The organism is Salmonella sp. SAL04202 (assembly GCF_046550775.1).
Taxonomy (GTDB): Bacteria; Pseudomonadota; Gammaproteobacteria; order Enterobacterales; family Enterobacteriaceae; genus Salmonella; species Salmonella enterica.
On the sequence record NZ_JBGDXK010000003.1, the window covers coordinates 322,041 to 347,813 of the forward strand.

Below are 25,773 nucleotides of genomic sequence, written 5' to 3' on the forward strand. Positions count from 1 at the left end.
CAAAATGCCAAAACGTACAGATATAAAAAGCATCCTGATTCTGGGCGCGGGCCCGATTGTTATCGGTCAGGCGTGTGAGTTTGACTACTCCGGCGCTCAGGCGTGTAAAGCGCTGCGCGAAGAGGGCTATCGCGTCATTCTGGTGAACTCTAACCCGGCCACCATCATGACCGACCCGGAAATGGCCGATGCCACCTACATCGAGCCGATTCACTGGGAAGTGGTGCGCAAAATCATTGAAAAAGAGCGTCCGGATGCAGTGCTGCCGACCATGGGCGGCCAGACGGCGCTGAACTGTGCGCTGGAGCTGGAGCGGCAGGGCGTGCTCGAAGAGTTCGGCGTCACCATGATTGGCGCCACCGCCGACGCCATTGATAAAGCCGAAGACCGTCGTCGCTTCGATATCGCGATGAAGAAAATTGGTCTCGACACCGCGCGTTCTGGTATCGCGCACACTATGGAAGAAGCGCTGGCGGTTGCCGCTGACGTGGGCTTCCCGTGCATCATCCGTCCGTCCTTTACCATGGGCGGCACCGGCGGCGGTATCGCTTACAACCGTGAAGAGTTCGAAGAAATCTGCGAACGCGGTCTGGACCTCTCGCCAACCAACGAGCTGCTGATTGATGAATCGCTGATCGGCTGGAAAGAGTACGAGATGGAAGTGGTGCGTGATAAAAACGACAACTGCATCATCGTCTGCTCCATCGAAAATTTCGATGCGATGGGCATCCATACCGGCGACTCCATCACCGTGGCGCCCGCCCAGACGCTGACCGACAAAGAATACCAAATCATGCGTAACGCCTCGATGGCGGTACTGCGTGAAATCGGCGTCGAAACCGGCGGTTCTAACGTCCAGTTCGCAGTGAACCCGAAAAACGGTCGTCTGATCGTTATCGAAATGAACCCGCGCGTCTCCCGCTCCTCGGCGCTGGCGTCGAAAGCCACCGGTTTCCCGATTGCCAAGGTAGCCGCCAAACTGGCGGTGGGTTATACCCTCGACGAGCTGATGAACGACATCACCGGTGGCCGTACACCGGCCTCCTTCGAGCCGTCTATCGACTACGTTGTCACCAAAATTCCGCGCTTTAACTTCGAGAAATTCGCCGGTGCTAACGACCGTCTGACCACCCAGATGAAATCGGTCGGGGAAGTGATGGCGATTGGCCGCACCCAGCAGGAATCCCTGCAAAAAGCGCTGCGCGGCCTGGAAGTGGGCGCCACCGGCTTCGACCCGAAAGTCAGCCTCGACGACCCGGAAGCGCTGACCAAAATCCGCCGCGAGCTGAAAGATGCGGGCGCAGATCGTATCTGGTATATCGCCGATGCCTTCCGCGCAGGCCTCTCCGTCGACGGCGTGTTCAACCTGACCAACATCGACCGCTGGTTCCTGGTGCAAATTGAAGAGCTGGTGCGTCTGGAAGAGAAAGTGGCTGAAGTCGGTATTACCGGCCTCAACGCCGACTTCCTGCGTCAGCTGAAGCGTAAAGGGTTTGCCGATGCGCGTCTGGCGAAACTGGCGGGCGTACGCGAAGCGGAAATCCGTAAGCTGCGTGACCAGTATGACTTGCATCCGGTCTACAAGCGTGTGGATACCTGCGCGGCGGAATTCGCCACCGATACCGCCTACATGTACTCCACTTATGAAGATGAGTGCGAAGCGAACCCGTCCGTTGACCGCGACAAAATCATGGTCCTCGGCGGCGGCCCGAACCGTATCGGCCAGGGCATTGAGTTTGACTACTGCTGCGTACACGCCTCGCTGGCGCTGCGCGAAGACGGTTACGAAACCATTATGGTCAACTGTAACCCGGAAACCGTCTCCACCGACTACGACACTTCCGACCGTCTGTACTTCGAGCCGGTGACGCTGGAAGACGTGCTGGAAATCGTGCGCATCGAGAAGCCGAAAGGCGTTATCGTGCAGTACGGCGGCCAGACGCCGCTGAAGCTGGCGCGCGCGCTGGAAGCGGCAGGCGTGCCGGTTATCGGCACCAGCCCGGACGCCATCGACCGCGCGGAAGACCGTGAACGCTTCCAGCATGCGGTTGACCGTCTGAAGCTGAAGCAACCGGCCAACGCCACCGTCACCGCCATTGAACAAGCGGTTGAGAAGGCGAAAGAGATCGGCTACCCGCTGGTGGTACGTCCTTCTTACGTGCTGGGCGGCCGGGCGATGGAAATTGTCTATGACGAAGCCGATCTGCGTCGCTACTTCCAGACGGCGGTCAGCGTCTCTAACGATGCGCCGGTGCTGCTGGACCGCTTCCTTGATGACGCGGTTGAAGTGGACGTGGACGCTATCTGCGACGGCGAAATGGTGCTGATTGGCGGCATTATGGAGCACATCGAGCAGGCGGGCGTACACTCCGGCGACTCCGCCTGTTCCCTGCCAGCCTACACCCTGAGCCAGGAAATTCAGGACGTGATGCGCCAGCAGGTGCAGAAGCTGGCCTTCGAGTTGCAGGTGCGCGGCCTGATGAACGTGCAGTTTGCGGTCAAGGACAACGAAGTCTACCTGATTGAAGTCAACCCGCGTGCGGCGCGTACCGTACCGTTCGTCTCTAAAGCCACCGGCGTACCGCTGGCGAAAGTGGCGGCGCGCGTGATGGCCGGCAAATCGCTGACCGAGCAGGGCGTGACCCAAGAAATTATCCCGCCGTACTACTCGGTGAAAGAAGTGGTGTTGCCGTTTAACAAATTCCCGGGCGTTGACCCGCTGTTAGGGCCAGAAATGCGCTCCACCGGGGAAGTGATGGGCGTCGGCCGTACCTTCGCGGAAGCGTTCGCTAAGGCGCAGCTGGGCAGTAACTCCACCATGAAGAAACAGGGCCGTGCGCTGCTCTCCGTCCGCGAAGGCGACAAAGAGCGCGTGGTGGATCTCGCCGCCAAGCTGCTGAAACAGGGCTTTGAGCTGGATGCCACCCACGGTACGGCGATTGTGCTGGGCGAAGCCGGTATCAACCCGCGTCTGGTGAACAAGGTGCACGAAGGTCGTCCGCACATTCAGGACCGTATCAAGAATGGCGAATATACCTACATCATCAACACCACCGCAGGCCGCCGCGCGATTGAAGACTCCAGGGTGATTCGCCGCAGCGCGCTGCAGTATAAAGTGCATTATGACACCACGCTGAACGGCGGTTTTGCCACGACGATGGCGCTCAATGCCGATGCCACCGAGAAGGTAACCTCGGTGCAGGAAATGCACGCGCAGATCAAAAAGTCGTAAACAAAGGGTCCGGCGGATATTGCTCTAACCGGACCTGTAATATAATGTTGAAAGGGTTTCTGTAAAGAAACCCTTTTTTTATCTTGCGTAAGGTCATTCCTGGAGAAGTCCGTTTCCGTAACCACATTTTCAATGTAATAAGCACGATATTGCTCACACTAATCAATATTTAAGTCGCATACTATCTTGCATATCCACAATTTTAATATGGCTTAGTTTTTATTAGTTTGGACAGGCCGTAGCCAGATTTTTAATTTGTGAAATGGTGTGCTTATGTGTGAAAAATATGTTGAAAGACCGCTTTATTTGTTAATTGCTGACTGGATGATGGCAGAGAACCGATGGATCACTGCCAGGGAGATTTCCCGTCAATTTGATATTGAACATTGCAAAGCAATTAATACGCTCTCCTATATTCTGTCAGAAGTGGGGGAAATTGTTTGTGAAGTGAAGATGATCCCTAACCAAATTGCAGGACGAGGCTGCCAGTGCCAGCGTCTGGTGAAAGTCGTGAGTATCGACTCTCAACTCTATCGCCGATTGAATCATAATTTGCAGGAAAGAAAAGTGAGCGTGGCGAAAGCGCCGCGGCTGTCTGCCGTTCCCCCCACAGAGCTAAACCGTGAGCAGAAATGGCAGATGATGCTCTCCAAGAGTATGCGTCGCTAATTGTCTGTTTAACCTGATGGCGGGGTAAACGGTAATTGACGCGTAGGCCGGATAAGCGTGAGCGCATCCGGCATCAATTACTGTGCTGATTTTGGCTTCACGTCCGTCGTGCCTTTCAGGCGCGGTCGGTTTTCTTCGACCTGCGTTAACGGCTTCGTTTCAGATAACCCCGTTCGACAACGGATCGCAAGATCCTGATATTCTTTGGTATTGAGGCGTTTCCAGTGCAGCTCCTGGTCCGTCACCTGGCGTAGTACGCGCGCCGGTGAACCCACCAGCAGTTGCCTTGCCTCACCCTGAAATCCGGCTTTGACAAAACTCATGGCGGCGACAATGCTCTCTTCGCCAATCACTGCGCCGTCCATAATGACGCTATTCATGCCGACCAGGGCATCCCGTCCCACCACGCAGCCATGTAGAATAGCGCCGTGGCCGATATGGCCGTTTTCATGCACGATGGTATCGGTATCGCAGTAGCCATGCATAATGCAGCCATCCTGCAGATTAGAGCCTGCCTCCAGGATCAGGCGACCATAATCCCCACGCAATGACGCGAGTGGGCCAATATAAACACCGGCGCCCACGATGACATCGCCAATCAGCACGGCGCTGGGATGGACAAACGCGTCCGGATGCACCACCGGGATCAGTCCTTCAAAGGCGTAATAGCTCATAGTTGTACCTCGGTTTTTTTGCCGGATGGCGGCGTAAACACCTTATCCGGCCTACGGTTGCGCATGTGCTGTAGGCCGGATAAGCGAAGCGCCATCCGGCATAGTCACATTAACGACCTTTCCACACCGGATCGCGTTTTTCGGCAAATGCCTGCGGTCCTTCGAGCGCATCTTCTGAATGCAGTACCGACGGATAATGCTTCAGCACGCCGCTGCGGATGTAGCGGTAGCCTTCTTCTACCGGCATTTCGCTGGTCGCGCGATAAATCTCTTTCAGCGCCGCGATAGCCAGCGGGGCGCTATTGACCAGTTGTTGCGCCAGTTCGCGCGCGCTATCCATCAGTTCGCTCTGGCTGACAACGCGGTTTACGATCCCCCAACGCAGCGCTTCTTCGGCGCTCATTCGTCTGCCGGTCATCACCATTTCGTTGACGATAGCCGGTGGCAGCAGCTTAGGCAGACGCAATACGCCGCCGCTGTCAGGCACGATGCCGAGCTTTGCTTCCGGCAGCGCGAAGCTGGCGTTTTCGGCGCAGACAATAAAGTCCGCCGCCAGCGCCAGCTCAAAACCGCCGCCAAACGCGTAGCCGTTCACCGCGGCGATAACCGGCTTATCGAGGTCAAATATTTCGGTTAAACCAGCAAAGCCGCCGGGACCAAAATCGGCATCCGGCGCTTCACCTTCCGCTGCCGCTTTTAAGTCCCAGCCAGCAGAAAAGAATTTCTCACCGCCGCCGGTAATGATTGCTACGCGTAATTCCGGATCGTCACGGAAATTAAGAAAAGCTTCACCCATTGCAAAGCTGGTTTTGGCATCAATGGCATTCGCTTTAGGTCGGTCGAGGGTAATTTCCAGGATCGGGCCGTTACGGGTCAGATGTAATGACTCACTCATAGTTCATCTCCAGATAAATAGTTTCCCGGCGGGAGGGATTCCTGCCGGAAGGTTTATTTCAGATTTTTTTTGATTATTTTTCCTGAACAGTTGCGCGGCAGGTCGGTCCTGATCTCCATAAAAGAGGGAACCTTGAATTTCGCCATATTGTTTTCGCAGAAGCTGAAAAACTCGGCCTCGCTTAATGTTTCACCTTCATTAAGGACAATAAATGCTTTAATGGCTTCATCACGGATCGCATCTTTAATACCAACCACTACAATGTCCTGAATTTTCGGATGTGCAGAAATAATATTTTCCAGCTCGACGCAGGAGACATTTTCCCCGCCGCGTTTAATCATGTTGCAGCGTCTGTCGACAAAATAGAAATAGCCATCCTCATCCTGGTAACCCGAATCACCGGTATGTAACCAGCCCTCTGGTTCCAGCGCCCTGGCGGTTGCCTCCGGCTGCATGTAATACTCTTTGAAGATAGTCTTGCCGGGAATGCCTTTAATACAGATTTCGCCAATTTCTCCGGCGGGCAGCGGGCGATTTTGATCGTCGCGAATTTCAGCTTCATAGCTAAAACCCACGCGACCAATGGAAGGCCAGCGCCGTTTGTCTCCGGGACGGTCGCCAATAATTCCGACAATGGTTTCAGTCATACCATAAGAGGTCAGCAGCCTGACGCCAAAGCGTTCGGTAAAATCGTCTTTTTCCTGCGCGGATAGATTGAGATAGAACATCACTTCGCGCAGATGATGCTGCCTGTCCGTTGGCGCGGCGGGCTGGACCATCAGCGTGCGGATCATCATCGGGATGCACTCGGTCACCGTCGCCTGATATTTACGTACCTGATCCCAGAAGGCCCTGGCACTGTACTTCTCTAGCAGGACAAAGGTGCTGCCAGCGGAGAATGCAGGCATTGCGGCGGTACACTGACAATCGATATGAAACGCGGGCATCACCGTCATGTACACGTCATCATCGCGCAGGGCGATTTGCCAGGCAGAGTAGTAGCCTGCAAAACGCAGGTTATAGTGGGTAATCACCACCCCTTTTGGACGCGAGGTGGTACCGGAGGTAAACAGAATTTCCGCTGTATCGTCAGTGGATAACGCGGGCGTATAGCACAGCGTGGCCGATTGACGTGCTTGTAGTTGGGTAAAGTGGCTCACGCCATCGTCAGCCGGAAGCTGCTCGCCAATCAGACAGATATGATTAAGCGGAGTGCTCTTGTCCTGGCGTATTTCACGGTACATAGGATAAAACTGGGCGCTGGTAACCAGCAGACTCACCTGGCTGTTTTGCAGGATCCAGGCGCTTTCTTCGCCCAGTAAGCGGGCATTAATCGGCACCATAATGGCGCCGATTTTTGCCAGTCCAAACCAGCAAAAGATGAATTCCGGACAGTTATCCAGATGCAGCGCGACCCTATCACCCTTGCGGATCCCTAAGGAATAAAAAAGGTTCGCCGTGCGGTTAATCTCTTCATTGAGCGAAGCATAGCTAAACTGCCGAACGATTCCCTCACAGGATTCGAAAATTAGCGCCGTTTTATCTCCGTACACCCCGGCCAGGTCGTCCCACATCTGACGTAAGTTTTGTCCGCCAACGATATCCATATTGCTTTATCCACTGAAATCAGGCGTGAGCGCTAACCGGAAAACCGATTAGCGCATCGCGTTTAATCCTCAACTTTGGCCAGGCCTTTGCCGACCAGTTCCTTAATATCTGCTTCGCTATAACCAATGTTTTTCAGAATGGCGGCGGTATCCATGCCGTGTGACGGCATGCCACGCCAGATTTTCCCCGGGTTGTTTTTAAATTTCGGCATGATGTTCGGCCCTTTACAGGTGCGACCGTCCATTGTTTGCCACTGAGTAATCGATTCGCGGGCAACGTACTGCGGGTTACCTTCCAGTTCCGGAATGGTGAGCACCTTCGCACAGGCGATATTCAGCTCAGCAAAACGCGCCTGAACGTCGGCGATGGTGTGTGTTGCCAGCCAGGCGTCCAGTTTCTCTTCGACGAGCGGGCCGTAAGGGCATTCCACGCGATGGATGAGCTGCGTGCCTTCCGGAACTTCCGGCGTACCGAGAATGTGGGCCAGGCCAATATCTTTAAAACACTCGTTGATTTGCGTGATGCCGACCAACTCCATGACGATGTAACCATCGGCGCATTTATACAGGCCGCAACCGGCATAGTAGGGGTCTTTCCCTTTCGTCATACGTGGACAGATTTCGCCGCCGTTGAAGTAGTCCATCATGAAATACTGACCCATGCGCAGCATCACTTCGTACATGGCGATATCGATGCTTTCACCTTTACCCGTTTCGCGTACTTTGTGCAGGGCTGCCAGCGCGGCTGTCGTCGCGGTCATCCCGGAGAAGTAATCGGCGGTATACGGGAAGGCTGGCATCGGCTGATCAACGTCGCCGTTTTGGATCAGATAACCACTGAATGCCTGCGCGATGGTGTTATACGCCGGAAGATTGGTGTACTCCTCGGTACCATACTGGCCGAAGCCGGAAAGGTGGGCAATGACCAGTTTCGGGTTATGTTCCCACAGCACTTCATCAGTAATACCACGGCGGGCAAAGGCCGGGCCTTTACTGGCTTCAATGAAAATATCGGTGGTTTCCATCAGTTTCAGAAATGCTTCCCGACCTTCATCTTTGAAAATATTCAGCGACAGGGCGTGCAGGTTGCGGCGTGAGAGCTGCGGGTAGTTAGGCTGTACGCGAATGGTATCGGCCCATGCGACGTTTTCAATCCAGATAACCTCGGCGCCCCATTCGGCGAACATCTGTCCGGCGAATGGACCGGCGATTTCGATTCCTGAAAAAACAACGCGTACCCCAGCAAGCGGGCCAAAGGTTGGCATTGGTAAATGATTCATCATTTTCTCCTGGCATTTTTTGCGGTATGTAGGCCGGATAAGCACAGCGCCATCCGGCATGATTGCCTGATGGCGACGCCCCGCGTCTTATCAGGCCTACAAGGGATCGATTAGCGGTATTGCTTGAGTACCGCACGACCCAACGTCAGGATCTGCATTTCGTCAGAACCACCAGAAACACGGTCAACGCGCAGGTCACGCCAGAAACGCGTGATGCGGTGGTTGCCCGCGATACCAACACCTCCCAGTACCTGCATGGCGGTGTCTACCACTTCAAACGCGGCGTTGGCGCAGAAGTATTTGCACATTGCCGCGTCGCCGGAGGTAATGGTGCCGTTATCCGCTTTCCACGCGGCTTCCAGCAGCATATTTTTCATGGAGTTCAGTTTGATCGCCATATGCGCAAACTTCTCCTGAATCAGCTGGAAACGGCCAATAGCTTCACCAAACTGCACGCGCTGATTAGCGTAACGCGCAGCGTCTTCAAAAGCGCACATTGCGGTACCGTAGTTGGTCAGCGCGACGAGGAAGCGCTCATGGTCAAACTCTTCTTTCACGCGGTTGAAGCCGTTACCTTCCCGACCGAACATGTCTTTTTCGTCCAGTTCAACGTCGTCAAAGGTGATTTCACAGCAGCTATCCATGCGCAGACCAAGTTTCTCCAGTTTGTTGACCTTGATACCCGCTTTGCTCATGTCAACAAACCACTCGGTGTAAACCGGTTTATCCGGCGATGCACCGTCTCTCGCCATGACCACGATGTACGGGGTATAGGCGCTACTGGTGATAAAGCACTTACTGCCATTAAGATAAACCTTACCATTTTTGCGTGTATAAGTGGTTTTCAGACTACCAACATCCGATCCCGCTCCCGGTTCGGTGATAGCAGAGTTCCACATCTGCTTACCGGTGCCCTGGAACGCCATGATTTTATCAATTTGCTCCTGAGTCCCTTCACGCAGGAAAGTGTTAAAACCTCCCGGCAATTGGTACAACACGTAAGTTGGCGCGCCAAGACGTCCCAGCTCCATCCAGACGGCGGCGACGGTAACAAAACCCGCTTCCAGACCGCCGTGTTCCTCCGGGATCAGCAGGCTATCAATGCCCATATCCGCCAGCGCCTTTACAAAACGCTCAGGGTAGACGCTGTCACGATCGCACTCGGCAAAATAAGCTTCCCAGTTCTCACTGGCCATCAGTTCACGAATACCGGCGACAAACAGCTCCTGTTCGTCATTTAAGTTGAAATCCATCTTTCAGCCTCTTGATCAATTGGGTTAATAAGAATTACTTGTCTTTCCAGTGCACTTTGGCGTCTTTAATAAAGGACAGCGTCACCATAATGTTGACGAAGAACAGCGGGCATCCTCCGGCGATAATCGCGGTCTGAATCGGCTTCAACCCACCCAGCGCCAGCAGAACGATACCGATGATGCCGACCAGCACTGACCAGCCGATACGCACTAACAGAGGCGGCTCTTCACCATCGCGAACTTCGCGACAGGTCGACATCGCCAGGGTGTAAGAGCAGGCGTTAATCAGCGTAACGGTGGCAATAAAGCAGAGGATGAAGAAGCCCCACATGGTGGCGGTGCTGAGCGGCAAGGCGGCCCAGGTTTCGATAATGGCGCGCGCCACGCCGTGTTGTTCAATCAACTGCGGAATGTTGAGGATGTTTTTATCCATCAGCAGCAGTGTGTTACTGCCAAGGACAGTCCACAGGATCCAGGTAGACGCGGTCAGGCCCAGTACCATCCCGAAGCACAGTTCACGTACGGTACGACCACGGGAAATACGGGCCAGGAAGATACTCATCTGGATGGCGTAAATAACCCACCACGCCCAGTAGAAAACGGTCCAGCCCTGCGGGAAGCCGCCTTTACCGATGGCATCGGTATAGAACAGCATCCGTGGCAGGTGCATTAACAGCATCCCGACGGAGTCGGTGAAGTAGTTCATGATGAAGCTGGCGCCGCTGACGATAAACACCCAGCCGAGCATCAGGAAGCTCAGGTAGCTACGCACATCGCTGGCGATTCTGACCCCTTTTTGCAGGCCGCAGGCCACGCAAATCGCGTTCAGAATGATCCAGCAGGTAATGATGATGGCATCCAATTGCAGCGTATGCGGAATACCGAACAGCCATTGCATACACTCGGTGACCAGCGGGGTAGCCAGCCCGAGGCTGGTGCCCATCGCGAAGATCAGCGCCACCAGGTAGAAGTTATCGACAATGGTACCGAACAGCCCTTTCGCATGCTTTTCACCGACGAGCGGTACCAGCGTGGAGCTGGGGCGGATGACATCCATCTTGCGTACAAAGAAGAAGTAGGCGAAGGCCACGGAAAGGAAGCTATAGGTTGCCCACGGCAATGGCCCCCAGTGGAACAGGCTGTACGCCAGACCTATCTCTTTCGCGCCGGTGGAATTTGGTTCCAGACCGAACGGCGGGGTGGAGATATAGTAGTAGATCTCAATAGAGCCCCAGAACAGAACTGCAGCTGATGTACAGGAGGCGAACATCATGAAAATCCAGCTGGCGGTACTAAACTCCGGTTTTTCGTCGCCTAATCTCTTTTTAGCATAGGGGCCAAAAACCAGCCAGAACCAGCCGAAGAGCATGACGACCATATACCATTCAAATGCCCAACCCCAGACATTGGTGACATAACTGAATACCGCATTAATAACGACGTTAGCGGCATCAAGATCTCTTACTGTTAGCCAGCAAAGTATCCCGACAATTATTAATGGCGGGAAAAAAACCTTCGGTTCAATTCCCGATTTTTTCTTTTCATTTTTCATAAGTGAATTCCAGTGTGAAAACGAAATTTATTTAGCGTGCCAGTCCATGAACGTTTGTTTATTTATTATTAATGATTTGTTGATAAGTTTTTAACCTCTGGGACGCCTCAATGAGTAACTCATGATGGGTATTCACTTCGGGTGATTCTGTTATCTTCGTCACACTTTTTTGCGTTGATTATTTTGTGTTTAAATTTTGATTTTTGCTTTATTTATCAATCTGTTGGTTGTGGTTTTTTAACTTTTTTAAGTATCTGGCGTTCAATATTGTTGAGCCAGCAAACAATATTGAAAATTTTCATATTTGGCATATTTCTTTCAATATTGGTGAGGTGCGTAACACTATTGAAAGTTACGAATATCAATGTGTGACATTTTCAATATTGGTGATTAAGGTTTTATTTCCGAATTAAAGAGCGTGATATCTGTATTTAACACCGCCGATATAAATACGTTTCCTTCATGATTTCTGGAGATGCAATGAAGATAATTACTTGCTACAAATGCGTACCTGATGAGCAGGATATTGCGATTAATAATGCTGACGGAACACTCGATTTCAGCAAAGCGGATAGCAAAATCAGCCAATATGATCTGAATGCAATTGAAGCTGCTTGCCAGTTAAAACAGCAGTTGGGAGACGCTCAGGTTGTCGCCATGAGCGTTGGCGGCAAAGCGCTGACTAATGCAAAAGGGCGCAAAGATGTCCTCTCTCGTGGCCCTGATGAACTGATTGTGGTCATTGACGATCAATTTGAGCAGGCGCTGCCGCAACAAACTGCTACCGCGCTGGCCGCCGCGGCGCAAAAATCAGGTTTCGATCTACTTATCTGCGGCGACGGTTCTTCCGATCTTTATGCTCAGCAGGTTGGTTTGCTGGTGGGCGAAGCGCTGAACATTCCGGCGATTAACGGCGTGAGTAAAATCCTCTCTCTTACCGACAGCACATTGACGGTAGAACGCGAACTGGAAGATGAAGTTGAAACGCTGAGCATCCCGCTCCCGGCGGTGATCGCGGTTTCCACCGACATTAACACCCCACAAATCCCTTCGATGAAAGCCATTCTTGGCGCGGCGAAAAAACCGGTTCAGGTCTGGTCGCCTGCGGATATCGGGCTGAACAGCGTACCCGCGTATTCCGCACAACAGGTTGCCGCACCGAAGCAGCGCGAGCGTCAGCGTGTGGTGATTGAAGGTGACGGTGAAGAACAAATCGCCGCGTTTGTCGAGAATCTGCGCAAAATCATTTAATTATCAGGGGATGTTATGAACAAATTTTCCAGTGTCTGGGTATTCAGTGATACCCCTTCTCGTCTGCCCGAACTGATGAGTGGCGCGCAGGCTGTAGGTGAAAAAGTTAACGCGTTCGTACTGAACGAAGCGGACAGCGCGACAGCATGTCATTTGGGCGCGGATCATGTCTGGCTGCTCAGCGGCAAACCAGAAGACCGCATGATCGAAGACTACGCTGCTGCGATGGCTGAGACTATTCGTCAGCATAGCGAGGGCGGCGCGGTGCTGCTGCCGAATACGCGTCGGGGCAAGCTGTTGGCGGCAAAGCTGGGCTATCGCTTGTCGGCTGCGGTTTCCAACGACGCCAGCGACGTCTCCCTGCAGGATGGAAAAGCGGCGGTTAAACATATGGTCTACGGCGGTCTGGCGATAGGGGCAGAAACCATCGCTTCGCCGTTTGCCGTGATCACACTCAGCAGCGGAACGTTTGACGCACAACAACCGGACACTTCTCGCAGCGGCGAGATGCACACCGTGCAGTGGCAGGCTCCGGCCATTGCCGTGACCCGCACCGCAACCCAGGCGCGTCAGAGCAACAGCGTTGACCTCGACAAAGCGCGTCTGGTGGTCAGCGTGGGACGCGGCATCGGCAGCAAAGAGAATATCTCGCTGGCCGAAGCGCTGTGCCAGACGATTGGCGCCGAGCTGGCCTGTTCTCGCCCGGTGGCGGAAAACGAGAAGTGGATGGAGCACGAGCGCTACGTCGGTATCTCCAACCTGATGCTCAAGCCTGAACTGTATCTGGCGGTGGGGATCTCCGGGCAGATCCAACACATGGTCGGCGCCAACGGCGCGCAGACGATTTTCGCCATCAACAAAGATAAAAACGCGCCAATCTTCCAGTATGCGGATTTTGGCATCGTTGGCGATGCGCTGAAGATCCTGCCTGCGCTGACGGCTGCCTTAGCGCGATAAACCATTTCGGGCAGGATGCGAAGGTATCCTGCCGCTGACAGGAGTACGTATGTCCGAAGATATCTTTGATGCCATCATCGTGGGTGCAGGTCTGGCCGGTTCGGTTGCGGCGCTGGTGCTTGCTCGCGAAGGTGCACAGGTGCTGGTTATCGAGCGCGGCAATTCTGCTGGCGCGAAGAATGTCACCGGTGGGCGTTTGTATGCACATAGCCTGGAACGCATCATTCCCGGCTTTGCGGATCAGGCCCCCATTGAACGCATGATCACCCACGAAAAACTCGCCTTTATGACCGAAAAAGGGGCGATGACGATGGATTATTGCAACGGCGAGGACGCCGCATCGTCGCAAGTTTCTTATTCCGTTTTGCGCAGTAAATTTGACGCCTGGCTGATGGAGCAGGCCGAAGAGGCGGGGGCGCAACTGATCACCGGTATTCGCGTGGATAATGTCGTTCAGCGTGATGGCAAAGTCGTGGGTGTGGAAGCCGATGGCGATATTCTGGAAGCCAAAGTCGTAATTCTCGCTGACGGGGTGAATTCTCTGCTGGCTGAAAAGCTGGGCATGGCAAAGCGTGTTGAGGCATCGCATGTTGCCGTCGGTGTGAAGGAACTGATCGAATTGCCGAAGTCGGTCATTGAAGATCGTTTCCAGCTACAGGGCAACGAAGGTGCCGCCTGTCTGTTTGCCGGGGCGCCAACCGATGGTCTGATGGGCGGTGGCTTCCTGTATACGAATGAAACAACCCTTTCCCTGGGGCTGGTCTGCGGACTTCATCATCTGAAAGACGCGAAAAAATCGGTCCCGCAAATGCTGGAAGATTTCAAACAGCATCCGGCAGTTGCGCCGCTGATCGCCGGTGGCAAGCTGGTGGAATATGCCGCGCACGTTGTACCCGAGGCGGGAATGAATATGCAGCCTGAACTGGTGGGCGATGGCGTACTGATTGCCGGGGATGCTGCCGGCATGTGTATGAACCTCGGCTTTACCATCCGGGGTATGGATCTCGCCATATCCGCAGGCGAAGCGGCGGCGAAGACGGTGCTTTCGGCGATGAAGCGTGACGATTTTAGCAAGCAGTCGCTGGGTGAATACCGTCAGCATCTGGACGAAGGTCCGATGCGCGATATGCGCATGTATCAGAAACTGCCAGCTTTTCTTGATAATCCCCGCATGTTTACCGCTTATCCCGAAATGGCGGTCAGTATCGCGCGCGACCTGTTCACCGTGGATGGCTCCGCGCCGGTGCCAATGCGTAAAAAAATCCTGCGCCATGCGAAGAAAGTGGGCTTCATCAATCTGATGAAAGATGGCCTGAAAGGAGTGACCGTATTATGACATCTCCCGTTAATGTGGACGTCAAACTGGGCGTCAATAAGTTCAATGTGGATGAAGACAGCCCGCACATCATTCTCAAAACCGATCCTGATAAACAGGCGCTGGAGGTGCTGATTAAGGCCTGTCCGGCGGGACTGTATAAAAAGCAGGACGACGGCAGTGTTCGTTTTGATTACGCCGGGTGCCTGGAGTGCGGAACGTGCCGGATCCTCGGCCTTGATACGGCGCTGGAAAAATGGGAATACCCGCGCGGGACGTTTGGCGTGGAGTTCCGCTACGGCTAATAAGTACGAAGTTGTGCCCCCGTAGGCCGGATAAGATGCGGTAGCGTCACCATCCGGCAATCATGTGGCGCCAATGCCGGATGGCGGCGGAAACGCCTTATCCGGCCTACAGATGCGCTTTGCCCGTGTTGAAACAGGACATCACCATGCAGCAGCCCAGGAACTTTGATGACCTTAAATTCTCCTCCATTCATCGCAGAATTATGCTGTGGGGAAGCGGCGGCCCGTTCCTTGATGGCTACGTGCTGGTGATCATTGGCGTGGCGCTGGAACAACTGACGCCGCTATTGCACCTGGATGCTGAATGGATTGGCGCGCTCGGCGCGGCTACGCTTGCCGGACTGTTTATCGGCACCTCGTTGTTTGGCTATATTTGCGATAAAGTCGGGCGGCGTAAAATGTTCCTGCTTGATATTATCGCTATCGGCGTTATCTCCGTGGCGACCATGTTTGTTTCCACGCCGCTTGAATTGCTGGTGATGCGCGTTTTAATTGGCATTGTTATCGGCGCGGATTACCCTATCGCCACTTCCATGATTACGGAGTTTTCCAACACCCGCCAGCGCGCGTTCTCCATCGGTTTTATCGCCGCGATGTGGTACGTCGGCGCGACCTGCGCCAACCTGGTGGGTTACTGGCTGTATGACATGGAAGGCGGCTGGCGCTGGATGCTTGGCAGCGCCTTTATCCCGTGCTTAATCATTTTGATTGGCCGCTTTGACCTGCCGGAATCGCCACGCTGGCTATTGCGAAAAGGACGGGTAAAAGAGTGCGAACAAATGATGATCAAACTGTTCGGCGAACCGGTCTGCTTTGACGATGAGCCGCCGCAGGAGACCCGCTTCCTGCAGCTGTTTAATCGCCGTCATTTTCCGTTTGTACTGTTCGTTGCGGCTATCTGGACCTGTCAGGTGATCCCGATGTTCGCTATCTATACCTTTGGGCCGCAGATCGTCGGGTTACTCGGCTGGGAGCAGGGGCGCAACGCGGCGCTCGGCAATGTGGTGATTAGCCTCTTTTTTATGCTGGGCTGTATACCGGCGATGTTCTGGCTAAACAGTATTGGCCGTCGCCCTCTGCTTATTGGCAGCTTCGCCATGATGACTATCGCGCTGGCGCTGCTGGGGCTGGTGTCAAATCTGGGCATCATACTGGTCGTGGTGGCGTTTGCGGTATACGCCTTCTTTTCCGGCGGACCGGGCATACTGCAATGGCTTTATCCTAATGAACTCTTCCCGACGGATATTCGCGCTTCGGCCGTGGGGGTCATCATGTCATTAAGCCGCATCGGAACCATTGTCTCCACCTGGGCATTACCGATTTTTATTACTCGTTACGGTATTAATAACGTCATGCTGATTGGCGCGTTGATTTCGTTAGTCGGGCTTGGCGTATCGGTGATGTTTGCCCCGGAAACTCGCGGCTTGACGCTAACACAGACCGGAAACATGACTTTGCGCGGAACGCCATCGGATAACCCTCATTAAGAGTGTTCTGCATTTCTCCCTGCTTTTCGCCAATAACGCTACAGTTAACAGTCACATGCTAAAACAACTGAAAAGCAGGGAGAACACCATGCAAAAACGTCTTATGACCGCACTGTTTACCGCAGCAACACTATTCACCGTCGCAGGATGCTCTTCTAACCAGGCGGTTGAAACCACGGATGGCAAAACTATTGTCACCGACGGGAAACCCGAGGTCGATAACGATACCGGTATGGTGTCTTACAAAAACGCCGCCACCGGGAAAACCGAACAGATTAACCGCGATCAGCTGAAAAATATGAGCGAGCTGGATAATTAATTCAATTTTTTCTGGTTAGCCGCGCAATAATATTCTCTCTTTATGCGCATCCATTTATTCCCATGCGAATAAACGGATGCCTGAACAGGCAGGGACGCCGGAAAACGTCGAAATACGTTAGACCATTCGCCCGTGTTCCCGCTTTCCCCACCGCGCTGTCCGCTTACATGAGGTTACACTCATCGACATTTCTCTGAACAGCGGCTCAACATTTCCCGGAAAAAAACATATCGCAGGGCATTTATCCTTATGATTAGGTATAAATGATGAGGTATAAGGAACAGGAGTCTGTAATGAAACTGAAACTAATACCTTTTTATTTTCTCGCGCTATTTTCTGCCGCCTCCGGGGCTACGGAGATAAACGCCTGCAAAGACCTGATCGGAACATGGAAAACCACGGCAGATAACCCGCCTTATACCATGACAATATTGCCGCCAGTAGAAGGCTGCGGGGAAAAATGTGTGAAACTGAACGTGCAGTATGAACTTGACGTGACTCACCGCAACGCGCTTTATTGCCATGAAGGACAAGAGGGGGTAAAAGGGCAGGGACCCATGGTGATAGCATTTGAAGGGGCGTATGGTGGACACGTTATTGGAACCTATAACCGACAGCTGCAATTACTTTGGGCTGGCGTAATACCGAAAAATAAAAAGGGGAAATGGATAACGAAAATGGAAAATTACTGGTTCAGGCAGGTAAAAGCGCACTAAATATCATCTTAAAACAGCCCGCAAAACCGTCTTATTTACGAAGGGCTTACTGCCTGCGCGCGCACATTCCAACGGCTTGCCAGCCCCGGATGAACTGTTGATAAAAAAGAGGGCCAGCATCTGTTTCCAGACGGCCCTGAGTGGATTGTGACGTAACATGGCACCTTGCTGGCGCTCTCTTATTATTTCATGCCTGTGCCCTCGTTATGGCGCAATCAGAGCTTTATTTCGTCGCATCGTTATAAACTTCGGCAACGGCTTCAAAATTCGGACCATGCTCACGTGCAGCGATAATATGATAATATTTTCCGCCTTTCGCATCGGCTAATTCTGACAGTTTTTCGCGTAGATCAGAGGGTGAGGAAATCTGCCCGCCACTCTGGGACACATTTATGGTGCCGACCTTAACCAGTTTGAAGTGGCTGATTTCTTGTTTAGAGACCTGTTCTGCCGCAAGTGTGCTGAATGAAGCAACCGTTGCCAGTAATGCGGCGGCAATAATGCGTTTTTTCATAGTTCTGTTCCTGTTGCATTGATGATAAGGTTTGCGCAATATCAGTAATCCGTAACGAAATTATTTATCCCCTTCATACTTCAGGTTGCTTATGGGTTGGCTACGGATTACTCGGCCCACCCATGGGCCTCGCCCTGACGGGCCGTCGCACGCGACGTTCAAATCTGCTCCCGGCAGATTTGTCGCTCACCTCAGTCACATAATTATCTATGCTCCTGGGGACTCGCTCCCTTGCCGCCTTTAAGCAACTCGAATTATTTTGGGTAATAACCTCGGTTGATTATCTGAAAATAGCCTTATTTGGTGTGACCGTCTTATATCTTGTTATAGTCACCTCTTTATGTTGTTGTCAATGTAAAATAATGCACTGCCAGCTAAAAAGAAAATTAACTCCCTGTAAATAATAGTTTTTATATTATTTCTTTTAATGGCGTAATTTTTATTGAATCACGCGGCAATACGCTAGTTTTATTCATAAGCAACATAACAGAATTGAGTTATGTTTTAATTTCCCAGAGTGATATTACCGGTTGTATGTCTATGGTTGCGCGGCCTGTTACTGATAGTGTTTCTTTCGGGGCGATTTTATTGTAGCGGCATAGGGTAATCACCGTAGCTGAAGGGAAAAGGCACGAACACAGCGCTATAGAGTATGTTTAATAATGTATTTTTTTATGAAGTAATGTCTGCAGTTGTATCTCTAAAATAAAAACAATGAACTTTTCATCTAAATAATTTTTCAGTGAATTATGGTTATTTATTAATATATTTCTAATTTGAAATAAAAATCAATTTATAACACATATTCTTACCCGTAAGGCATTGATACATATCCACGCTTCCTCGTACAGTAATAAATGAATATGTGATAAAGTTACTGACTACAGGTATAATAATATGAGTAATAAAAAAAATCTGTCCGCAGAAGAGACGGATCTTACGCGTAGGAAACTGTTAACCAGCGCCGGTATTCTTGCCGCCGGCGGTATGCTATCCGGCGCGGTAAAGGCTGATGAAAAATGTGCCGTCAAGGCGAAACCGGCGTGGGATAAACCGTTTACCGGCGAAATCCCGGAAAAATTGCCAGAAGGATATAATATTCTGTTAGTCGTGACCGACCAGGAGCGTTTTTTTCCTACGTTTCCTTTCCCGGTACCCGGCAGAGAGCGGCTCATGAAAACGGGGGTGACATTCTGTAATCATCAGAATACCAGTAATGTCTGTACGCCTTCCCGCTCCGTATTGTATACCGGCTTACATATGCCCCAGACAAAGATGTTTGATAATCTGGGCTTACCCTGGATGCCTTATGACCTTGACCCCGCTCTTGGAACCACAGGCCATATGATGCGGGAACTGGGATACTATACGGCCTATAAAGGTAAGTGGCATCTTACAGAAAAACTGGAGAAGCCTTTGCCTGACGAAAAAGATGAGGATATTGATGTCGGGGATATTCCTGAACCAGAATTACATAAAATTATGGAAAAATATGGTTTTGCTGACTATCACGGCATCGGCGATATTATAGGCCATAGTAAAGGCGGCTATTTTTATGATTCAACCACCACGGCTCAGACTATAAATTGGTTAAGATGCAAGGGGCAGCCCTTGAATGACCAACACAAGCCCTGGTTCCTGGCCGTTAACCTCGTTAATCCTCATGACGTCATGTTTATTGATACCGATAAAGAGGGAGAAAAGGTACAGTGGCGTGGCGAGTTGGATCAGGATGATAATACCCTGGCGCCCACGCAGCCGCCGGAAAACGAGCTTTATCAGGCAAGCTGGCCGAACTATCCGCTGCCGGCAAACAGGCATCAGTCATTCAATGAGCAGGGAAGACCGCCGGCGCATCTTGAATACCAGACGGCGCGCGCTGCGCTGGAAGGGCAGTTTCCTGATGAAGATCGTCGTTGGCGTAAACTGCTTGACTACTATTTCAACTGTATCCGCGATTGTGATACTCACCTTGACCGGATATTAAATGAACTGGATGCCCTCAAGTTAACTGATAAAACGATTGTTGTATTTACTGCCGATCATGGCGAATTAGGCGGAAGCCATCAGATGCACGGTAAAGGCGCTTCCGTTTATAAAGAACAGATCCATGTACCGATGATTATTTCCCACCCGGCGTACCCCGGTAATAAGAAATGTCAGGCGTTGACCTGTCATCTTGATATCGCGCCGACATTAGTTGGGCTGACCGGTTTGCCGGAAGAAAAACAGCACCAGGCGTTAGGCAACCGCAAAGGCGTTAATTTTAGCGGATTGCTAAAAAACCCGGAGGGCGTTGCGGTTAATGCGGTGAGAAATGCCAGCTTATATTGCTATGGCATGATCTTGTATACCGATGCCCATTATCTCCACCGCGTTATCGCGCTACAAAGAGATAAACAAAAAACGGTGGCGCAAATCAAGCAGGAAATATCCCATTTGCATCCTGATTTCAGCCATCGTTCAGGGACGCGGATGATTAACGATGGCCGTTATAAGTTTGCGCGTTATTTCTCGCTAAGGGAGCATAATACGCCGGAAACCTGGGAGGATCTTATTAAGTACAACGATCTTGAACTTTACGATCTTAAAAATGATCCCGATGAGAACCATAACCTTGCTGCTGATAAACAGAAATATCAGGATCTCATTCTTACGATGAATGAAAAACTGAATAAAATTATCAAGGACGAAATTGGCGTGGATGACGGCAGTTTTATGCCGGATGCGGCCCATGAGCCGTGGGATCTTACTATTGAGCAGTTTAACCGCATGGCGAAAGATTAAGAGCCTGACCCATTAGGCTATTTTACTCGCCATTTTGGGACCGGGCAGTGCTCAAAATCCTCACGTACTACGTGTACGCTCCGGTTTCTGCGCGCTGATCGGCCCCAAACTGGCTTCAACAATTACGCCTGGTGGGCCATGCTCTAAGTACCTGACCCATTAGGTTAATTTATGCGTCGGCAATCTGGCATCCAGCGTGTCTGGAGGTTCAGATGCTGTTGGCGCTGCGCTTATTGGGCCTGTGTCATCATGTAATGGATTGATATTACAGTCATTACAGGCAAATTTAGCGCAGCGCCGCCCGACAAGAAGGCCTTAAACCGATTGGTCAGCGATTTAAGGCTGCTATCATCACCGACCTTCCCACACCGGATCGCGCTTTTCCGCAAACGCCTGCGGCCCTTCGAGGGCGTCTTCCGGGGCAGGATGGCGCCAACTCCTTGCTGGCGTTAATTCAATTTTTTCTGGTTAGCCGCTCAATAATATTCACTATTAGCCTGGCGAATTTGTCACTACACTTTGTAATAAAAAACAGATCATCACAGGCTAATCATGATCCTCATTATTTATGCGCATCCGTATCCGCATCATTCTCATGCGAATAAACGGATGCTTGAACAGGCAGGGACGCTGGAAAACGTCGAAATACGTTCGCTTTATCACCTCTATCCCGATTTCAATATTGACGTTGCCGCCGAGCAGGAGGCGCTGTCGCGCGCGAGTCTTATCGTCTGGCAGCATCCGATGCAGTGGTACAGCGTCCCTCCTTTACTCAAATTATGGATGGATAAAGTCCTCACCCACGGCTGGGCTTACGGTCATGGCGGTACGGCATTGCACGGTAAACATCTGCTGTGGGCGGTAACGACCGGCGGTGGTGAAAATCACTTTGCTATCGGCTCCCATCCCGGATTTGACGTCCTTTCTCAGCCGCTACAGGCGACGGCGCTCTATTGCGGCCTCAAATGGCTGCCGCCGTTTGCCATGCACTGCACGTTCATTTGCGATGACGACACCTTACAGGCGCAGGCGCGTCAGTATAAACAGCGTTTACTGGCATGGCAGGAGGTGAATCATGGATAGCCATACTCTACTGCAGGCGCTGATCTATCTTGGTTCGGCGGCGCTGATTGTGCCGATTGCGGTACGTTTGGGCTTAGGATCGGTGCTGGGGTATCTGATTGCGGGTTGCATTATCGGCCCCTGGGGGCTACGGCTGGTGACGGACGCCGAATCTATTCTGCATTTTGCGGAAATCGGCGTCGTGCTGATGTTGTTTGTTATTGGGCTTGAGCTGGACCCGCAACGGTTATGGAAGCTGCGCGCCTCGGTATTTGGCGGCGGCGCGTTACAGATGGTGGTCTGCGGCGGACTGATTGGTCTGTTCTGCATGTTTCTTGGCCTGCGTTGGCAGGTGGCGGAACTGATTGGCATGACGCTGGCGCTTTCGTCCACGGCTATCGCCATGCAGGCAATGAATGAGCGTAACCTGACCGTTTCGCAAGTAGGGCGTAGCGCATTTGCAGTGCTCTTGTTCCAGGATATCGCGGCGATCCCGCTGGTGGCGATGATTCCTCTGCTGGCCGCCAGCGGCGCATCCACCACGCTTGGCGCGTTTGCGCTGTCGGCGTTGAAAGTCGCAGGCGCGTTGGCGCTGGTGGTGGTGCTGGGACGCTACGTCACGCGCCCGGCGCTGCGCTTTGTCGCGCGTTCTGGTTTGCGGGAAGTGTTCAGCGCCGTGGCGCTATTTCTGGTGTTTGGTTTCGGCCTGTTGCTGGAAGAGGTTGGGCTGTCAATGGCGATGGGCGCGTTTCTGGCGGGCGTTCTGCTGGCGAGTTCAGAATATCGTCATGCGCTGGAAAGCGATATTGAACCCTTTAAGGGGTTGCTGCTGGGGCTGTTCTTTATTGGCGTCGGCATGTCGATTGATTTCGGCACGCTGGTGGAGAATCCGCTGCGGATTCTGCTGCTGTTGGCCGGTTTTCTGGCAATCAAAATCGTCATGCTGTGGCTGGTCGCGAGGCCGCTGGGTGTACCGGCAAAACAGCGTCGCTGGTTTGCCGTCTTATTAGGCCAGGGAAGTGAGTTTGCGTTTGTGGTTTTTGGCGCGGCGCAAATGGCGGATGTACTTGAGCCGGAATGGGCAAAAGCGCTGACGCTGGCGGTCGCGCTGTCGATGGCGGCAACGCCGATTTTTCTGATGCTGCTGACGCGCATGGAAAAGACCGAGAAGGGGGAAGCGCGCGAGGCGGATGAAATCGACGAAGAGCAGCCGCGGGTTATTGTGGCCGGGTTTGGACGGTTTGGGCAGATAGCCGGGCGTTTGCTGCTGTCGAGCGGGGTGAAGATGGTGGTGCTCGATCACGACCCCGATCATATCGAAACGCTGCGTAAATTCGGCATGAAGGTTTTTTATGGCGACGCGACGCGTATGGATTTACTGGAATCTGCCGGAGCGGCGAAGGCGGAGGTATTGATTAACGCCATTGACGATCCGCAAACCAATTTGCAACTGAGTGAACTGGTGAAGTCGCATTTCCCGCATCTGCAGATTATCGCCCGTGCCCGTGATGTCGATCATTACATTCGCCTGCGCCAGGCTGGTGTGGCGATGCCCGAACGTGAAACCTTCGAAGGCGCGCTCAAAAGCGGGCGACAGGCGCTGGAGGCGCTGGGGCTGGGGCGTTATGAAGCCCGCGAGCGCGCGGATCTGTTCCGCCATTTTAATACCCGGATGGTGGAAGAGATGGCGAAAGGGGAAAACGATCCGTTATCTCGCGCCGCCGCCTATAAACGTACCAGCGCGATGTTGAGCGAAATTATTACCGAGGACCGGGAGCATCTGTCGTTGATTCAGCGCCACGGCTGGCAGGGAACGGCTGAGGGCAAACATTCCGGGGAGGCCGCTGATGAACCCGAGGTCAAACCGTCAATCTAAAGTAAAAAATGTGATGTTCTGCAAACTTTACTGCTAATTGGCTGTTTTTGAACTACTGTAATGCTGGCGCTCCACATCAAATGAGTGGCGTCGCCAGCAGAACGAAAAATTTTCGTGCTCATCCTCTTTTCGTCAGTCGACGAAAGATTGCGCTTTACGTATAGTGGCGGCAATTTTTTTTGTATCAGGAAATAATTAATGATCAGTCTGATTGCGGCGTTAGCGGTGGATCGCGTCATCGGTATGGAAAACGCCATGCCGTGGAACCTGCCTGCCGATCTCGCCTGGTTTAAACGTAACACGTTAAATAAACCTGTCGTCATGGGACGTCACACCTGGGAGTCCATCGGACGCCCCTTACCGGGACGTAAAAATATTGTTATCAGCAGCCAGCCAGGCACCGACGATCGCGTGCAGTGGGTGAAGTCTGTCGATGAGGCGATTGCCGCTTGCGGCGATGCGCCGGAAATTATGGTCATTGGCGGCGGGCGCGTGTACGAGCAGTTCCTGCCAAAAGCGCAGAAGCTTTATCTGACGCATATTGATGCGGAAGTCGAAGGCGATACCCATTTTCCGGATTATGAACCGGATGACTGGGAATCGGTATTCAGTGAGTTTCACGATGCCGACGCGCAGAATTCTCACAGCTATTGTTTCGAGATTCTGGAGCGTCGTTAACGCTGTAGTGCCGGATGGCGGCGAAACGCCTTATCCGGCCTACTCTTGAGCCAGATGTAGCCGGATGTAGGCCTGATAAGCGTAGCGCCATCAGGCATAAACCTATCAGGCGTTGACCGCTTCGCCTTCGCCCATATCCATCTGGCGGTTTGACGGCTGCACAAAATACTGTTTATCTTCCCAGCGTAAACAGGTCAACTCCCCGCCCCAGCAGCAGCCGGTATCCAGCGCGTAAATACCTTCTGGCGTCCCCTTCCCTTCCAGCGACGCCCAGTGCCCGAACGCAATACTGTAAGCCTCGCTCACCGGCCCCGGAATGGCGAACCACGGCTTCAGCGGCGCAGGGGCATTTTCTGGCGACGCTTTGCTGTACATATCCAGTTGACCGTTAGGAAAGCAGTAACGCATACGGGTAAAGGCATTAGTAATAAAGCGTAGCCGCGCCAAACCGCTTAACTCCGGCGACCAGTTATTCGGCATATCGCCATACATCGCGTCGAGGAAAAACGGATACGAGTCGCTCGACAGCACCGCTTCAACATCGCGGGCGCACTCTTTTGCCGTCTGCAAATCCCACTGCGGGGTAATACCCGCATGCGCCATGACCAGCTTTTTCTCTTCATCTACCTGCAACAGCGGCTGACGGCGTAACCAATTCAACAGCTCATCGGCGTCCGGCGCTTCAAGAAGCGGGGTCAGCCGGTCTTTAGGTTTGTTGCGGCTAATACCGGCGAATACGGCCAACAGGTGTAAATCGTGATTCCCCAACACCAAACGCACGCTATTGCCAAGTGATTTGACGTAGCGTAACACGTCCAGCGAACCGGGACCACGGGCGACCAAATCGCCAGTTAGCCATAGAGTGTCTGTATCTGGCGTAAATTCCACTTGCTGTAATAAGGCGATCAGTTCGTCGTAGCAACCGTGAACGTCGCCGATGAGATAAGTTGCCATTGTTATAATTTTAGTGAATGAGTGTAGGGACGGCGAGTCGAAACACGGGAATGTCGATGGTAAAGGCGTCGCCATTTTCATCGATCATTTCGTAATGACCCTGCATGGTGCCCAGCGGCGTTTCAATTACCGCGCCGCTGGTGTACTGATACTCTTCGCCAGGCGCAATGCGCGGCTGGACGCCAACCACACCTTCGCCCTGGACTTCGGTTTCACGGCCATGACCATTGGTAATCAGCCAGTAGCGGCCCAATAGCTGCACTGGCGCCCGGCCCAGATTGCGGATGGTTACGGTATAGGCAAAAACGTAACGTTCATCGTCAGGTGAGGATTGCGCCTCAATGTAGACGCTTTGCACCTGAATACACACTCTGGGCGAATTGATCATGT

Annotated in this window: 22 protein-coding genes and 1 pseudogene; 13 read left to right on the forward strand and 10 right to left on the reverse strand. The window is 52.6% G+C overall.

From position 1 onward, the window contains the following. Positions 1-4 precede the first annotated feature (4 nt). Positions 5-3,232 (forward strand): carbamoyl-phosphate synthase large subunit, encoded by a 3,228-nt coding sequence (gene carB, locus ACLJQJ_RS15325; RefSeq protein WP_001126310.1) that lies wholly within the window; start codon positions 5-7, stop codon positions 3,230-3,232. 273 nt (positions 3,233-3,505) lie between these two features. Then, positions 3,506-3,901, forward strand: coding sequence for a carnitine metabolism transcriptional regulator CaiF (gene caiF / locus ACLJQJ_RS15330; RefSeq protein ID WP_000333324.1), 396 nt, complete (start codon positions 3,506-3,508; stop codon positions 3,899-3,901). A 77-nt stretch (positions 3,902-3,978) separates the two neighbouring features. Here the strand turns inward: caiF and caiE are convergent, their stop codons facing one another. From caiE to caiT, 6 genes are all read right to left on the reverse strand, one after another. After that, positions 3,979-4,575, reverse strand: coding sequence for a carnitine operon protein CaiE (caiE, locus tag ACLJQJ_RS15335; RefSeq protein WP_000122863.1), 597 nt, complete (start codon positions 4,573-4,575; stop codon positions 3,979-3,981). A gap of 109 nt (positions 4,576-4,684) precedes the next feature. Further along, a complete protein-coding gene (caiD, locus tag ACLJQJ_RS15340) occupies positions 4,685-5,470 on the reverse strand; it encodes a crotonobetainyl-CoA hydratase (RefSeq protein ID WP_000004376.1) in 786 nt (261 codons plus the stop codon). Positions 5,471-5,523: 53 nt separating this feature from the next. Further along, on the reverse strand, positions 5,524-7,077 hold the full coding sequence (caiC, locus tag ACLJQJ_RS15345) for a crotonobetaine/carnitine-CoA ligase (protein ID WP_063809497.1): 1,554 nt from the start codon (positions 7,075-7,077) through the stop codon (positions 5,524-5,526). Between the two features lie 62 nt (positions 7,078-7,139). Further along, entirely contained in the window at positions 7,140-8,357 is a 1,218-nt protein-coding gene (gene caiB / locus ACLJQJ_RS15350; RefSeq protein WP_001016212.1) for an L-carnitine CoA-transferase, read from the reverse strand. A gap of 110 nt (positions 8,358-8,467) precedes the next feature. Next, positions 8,468-9,610, reverse strand: coding sequence for a crotonobetainyl-CoA dehydrogenase (caiA, locus tag ACLJQJ_RS15355; protein ID WP_005124373.1), 1,143 nt, complete (start codon positions 9,608-9,610; stop codon positions 8,468-8,470). A gap of 34 nt (positions 9,611-9,644) precedes the next feature. Then, positions 9,645-11,162 carry an L-carnitine/gamma-butyrobetaine antiporter gene (caiT, locus tag ACLJQJ_RS15360; protein WP_000787071.1) on the reverse strand — a complete coding sequence of 506 codons (1,518 nt, stop codon included), beginning with the start codon at positions 11,160-11,162 and terminating at the stop codon, positions 9,645-9,647. A gap of 480 nt (positions 11,163-11,642) precedes the next feature. Between caiT and ACLJQJ_RS15365 the strand changes: the two genes are divergently transcribed. The 7 genes from ACLJQJ_RS15365 (at position 11,643) to ACLJQJ_RS15395 (ending at position 17,512) form a co-directional block, all read left to right on the forward strand. After that, positions 11,643-12,413, forward strand: a complete 771-nt coding sequence (locus ACLJQJ_RS15365) for an electron transfer flavoprotein FixA (protein WP_063814033.1) — start codon at positions 11,643-11,645, stop codon at positions 12,411-12,413. A gap of 15 nt (positions 12,414-12,428) precedes the next feature. Further along, positions 12,429-13,370, forward strand: a complete 942-nt coding sequence (locus ACLJQJ_RS15370; RefSeq protein ID WP_063808739.1) for an electron transfer flavoprotein subunit alpha/FixB family protein — start codon at positions 12,429-12,431, stop codon at positions 13,368-13,370. 49 nt (positions 13,371-13,419) lie between these two features. Further along, on the forward strand, positions 13,420-14,706 hold the full coding sequence (locus tag ACLJQJ_RS15375) for an FAD-dependent oxidoreductase (RefSeq protein ID WP_042312403.1): 1,287 nt from the start codon (positions 13,420-13,422) through the stop codon (positions 14,704-14,706). Then, positions 14,703-14,990, forward strand: coding sequence for a ferredoxin-like protein FixX (gene fixX / locus ACLJQJ_RS15380; RefSeq protein WP_000203736.1), 288 nt, complete (start codon positions 14,703-14,705; stop codon positions 14,988-14,990). Before ACLJQJ_RS15375 ends, fixX begins: the two co-directional genes overlap by 4 nt. 146 nt (positions 14,991-15,136) lie before the next feature. Beyond that, positions 15,137-16,477: an MFS transporter gene (locus tag ACLJQJ_RS15385; RefSeq protein ID WP_001674927.1), complete on the forward strand. Its 1,341-nt coding sequence runs from the start codon at positions 15,137-15,139 to the stop codon at positions 16,475-16,477. An 88-nt stretch (positions 16,478-16,565) separates the two neighbouring features. Then, positions 16,566-16,796: a YgdI/YgdR family lipoprotein gene (locus tag ACLJQJ_RS15390; protein WP_001172089.1), complete on the forward strand. Its 231-nt coding sequence runs from the start codon at positions 16,566-16,568 to the stop codon at positions 16,794-16,796. Between the two features lie 299 nt (positions 16,797-17,095). After that, positions 17,096-17,512, forward strand: a complete 417-nt coding sequence (locus ACLJQJ_RS15395) for a hypothetical protein (RefSeq protein WP_161976010.1) — start codon at positions 17,096-17,098, stop codon at positions 17,510-17,512. 223 nt (positions 17,513-17,735) lie between these two features. Here ACLJQJ_RS15395 and srfN read toward each other — a convergent pair whose 3' ends face one another. Then, complete coding sequence (gene srfN / locus ACLJQJ_RS15400; protein ID WP_000745961.1) at positions 17,736-18,026, reverse strand: DUF1471 family virulence protein SrfN; 291 nt, start codon at positions 18,024-18,026, stop codon at positions 17,736-17,738. 897 nt (positions 18,027-18,923) lie between these two features. Here srfN and ACLJQJ_RS15405 point away from each other — a divergent pair. Continuing rightward, positions 18,924-20,813, forward strand: coding sequence for a sulfatase-like hydrolase/transferase (locus ACLJQJ_RS15405; protein ID WP_000066315.1), 1,890 nt, complete (start codon positions 18,924-18,926; stop codon positions 20,811-20,813). Between the two features lie 351 nt (positions 20,814-21,164). Here ACLJQJ_RS15405 and ACLJQJ_RS15410 read toward each other — a convergent pair. Further along, a pseudogene (locus ACLJQJ_RS15410) lies at positions 21,165-21,230 on the reverse strand (hypothetical protein); the annotation flags it as partial. Positions 21,231-21,365: 135 nt separating this feature from the next. Between ACLJQJ_RS15410 and kefF the strand changes: the two are divergent. The 3 genes from kefF to folA all read left to right on the forward strand — a co-directional run bounded on the left by kefF (position 21,366) and on the right by folA (position 24,429). Further along, positions 21,366-21,896: a glutathione-regulated potassium-efflux system oxidoreductase KefF gene (gene kefF, locus ACLJQJ_RS15415; RefSeq protein ID WP_000600706.1), complete on the forward strand. Its 531-nt coding sequence runs from the start codon at positions 21,366-21,368 to the stop codon at positions 21,894-21,896. After that, entirely contained in the window at positions 21,889-23,751 is a 1,863-nt protein-coding gene (gene kefC / locus ACLJQJ_RS15420; protein ID WP_063808742.1) for a glutathione-regulated potassium-efflux system protein KefC, read from the forward strand. Before kefF ends, kefC begins: the two co-directional genes overlap by 8 nt. Positions 23,752-23,949: 198 nt before the next feature. Further along, positions 23,950-24,429 carry a type 3 dihydrofolate reductase gene (gene folA, locus ACLJQJ_RS15425; RefSeq protein ID WP_000624379.1) on the forward strand — a complete coding sequence of 160 codons (480 nt, stop codon included), beginning with the start codon at positions 23,950-23,952 and terminating at the stop codon, positions 24,427-24,429. A 105-nt stretch (positions 24,430-24,534) separates the two neighbouring features. On the opposite strand, the gene apaH is transcribed toward folA, so the two are convergent. Then, positions 24,535-25,383: a bis(5'-nucleosyl)-tetraphosphatase (symmetrical) ApaH gene (gene apaH / locus ACLJQJ_RS15430; protein WP_000257211.1), complete on the reverse strand. Its 849-nt coding sequence runs from the start codon at positions 25,381-25,383 to the stop codon at positions 24,535-24,537. 10 nt (positions 25,384-25,393) lie between these two features. Continuing rightward, positions 25,394-25,771: a Co2+/Mg2+ efflux protein ApaG gene (apaG, locus tag ACLJQJ_RS15435; RefSeq protein ID WP_000610894.1), complete on the reverse strand. Its 378-nt coding sequence runs from the start codon at positions 25,769-25,771 to the stop codon at positions 25,394-25,396. Positions 25,772-25,773: the final 2 nt, after the last annotated feature.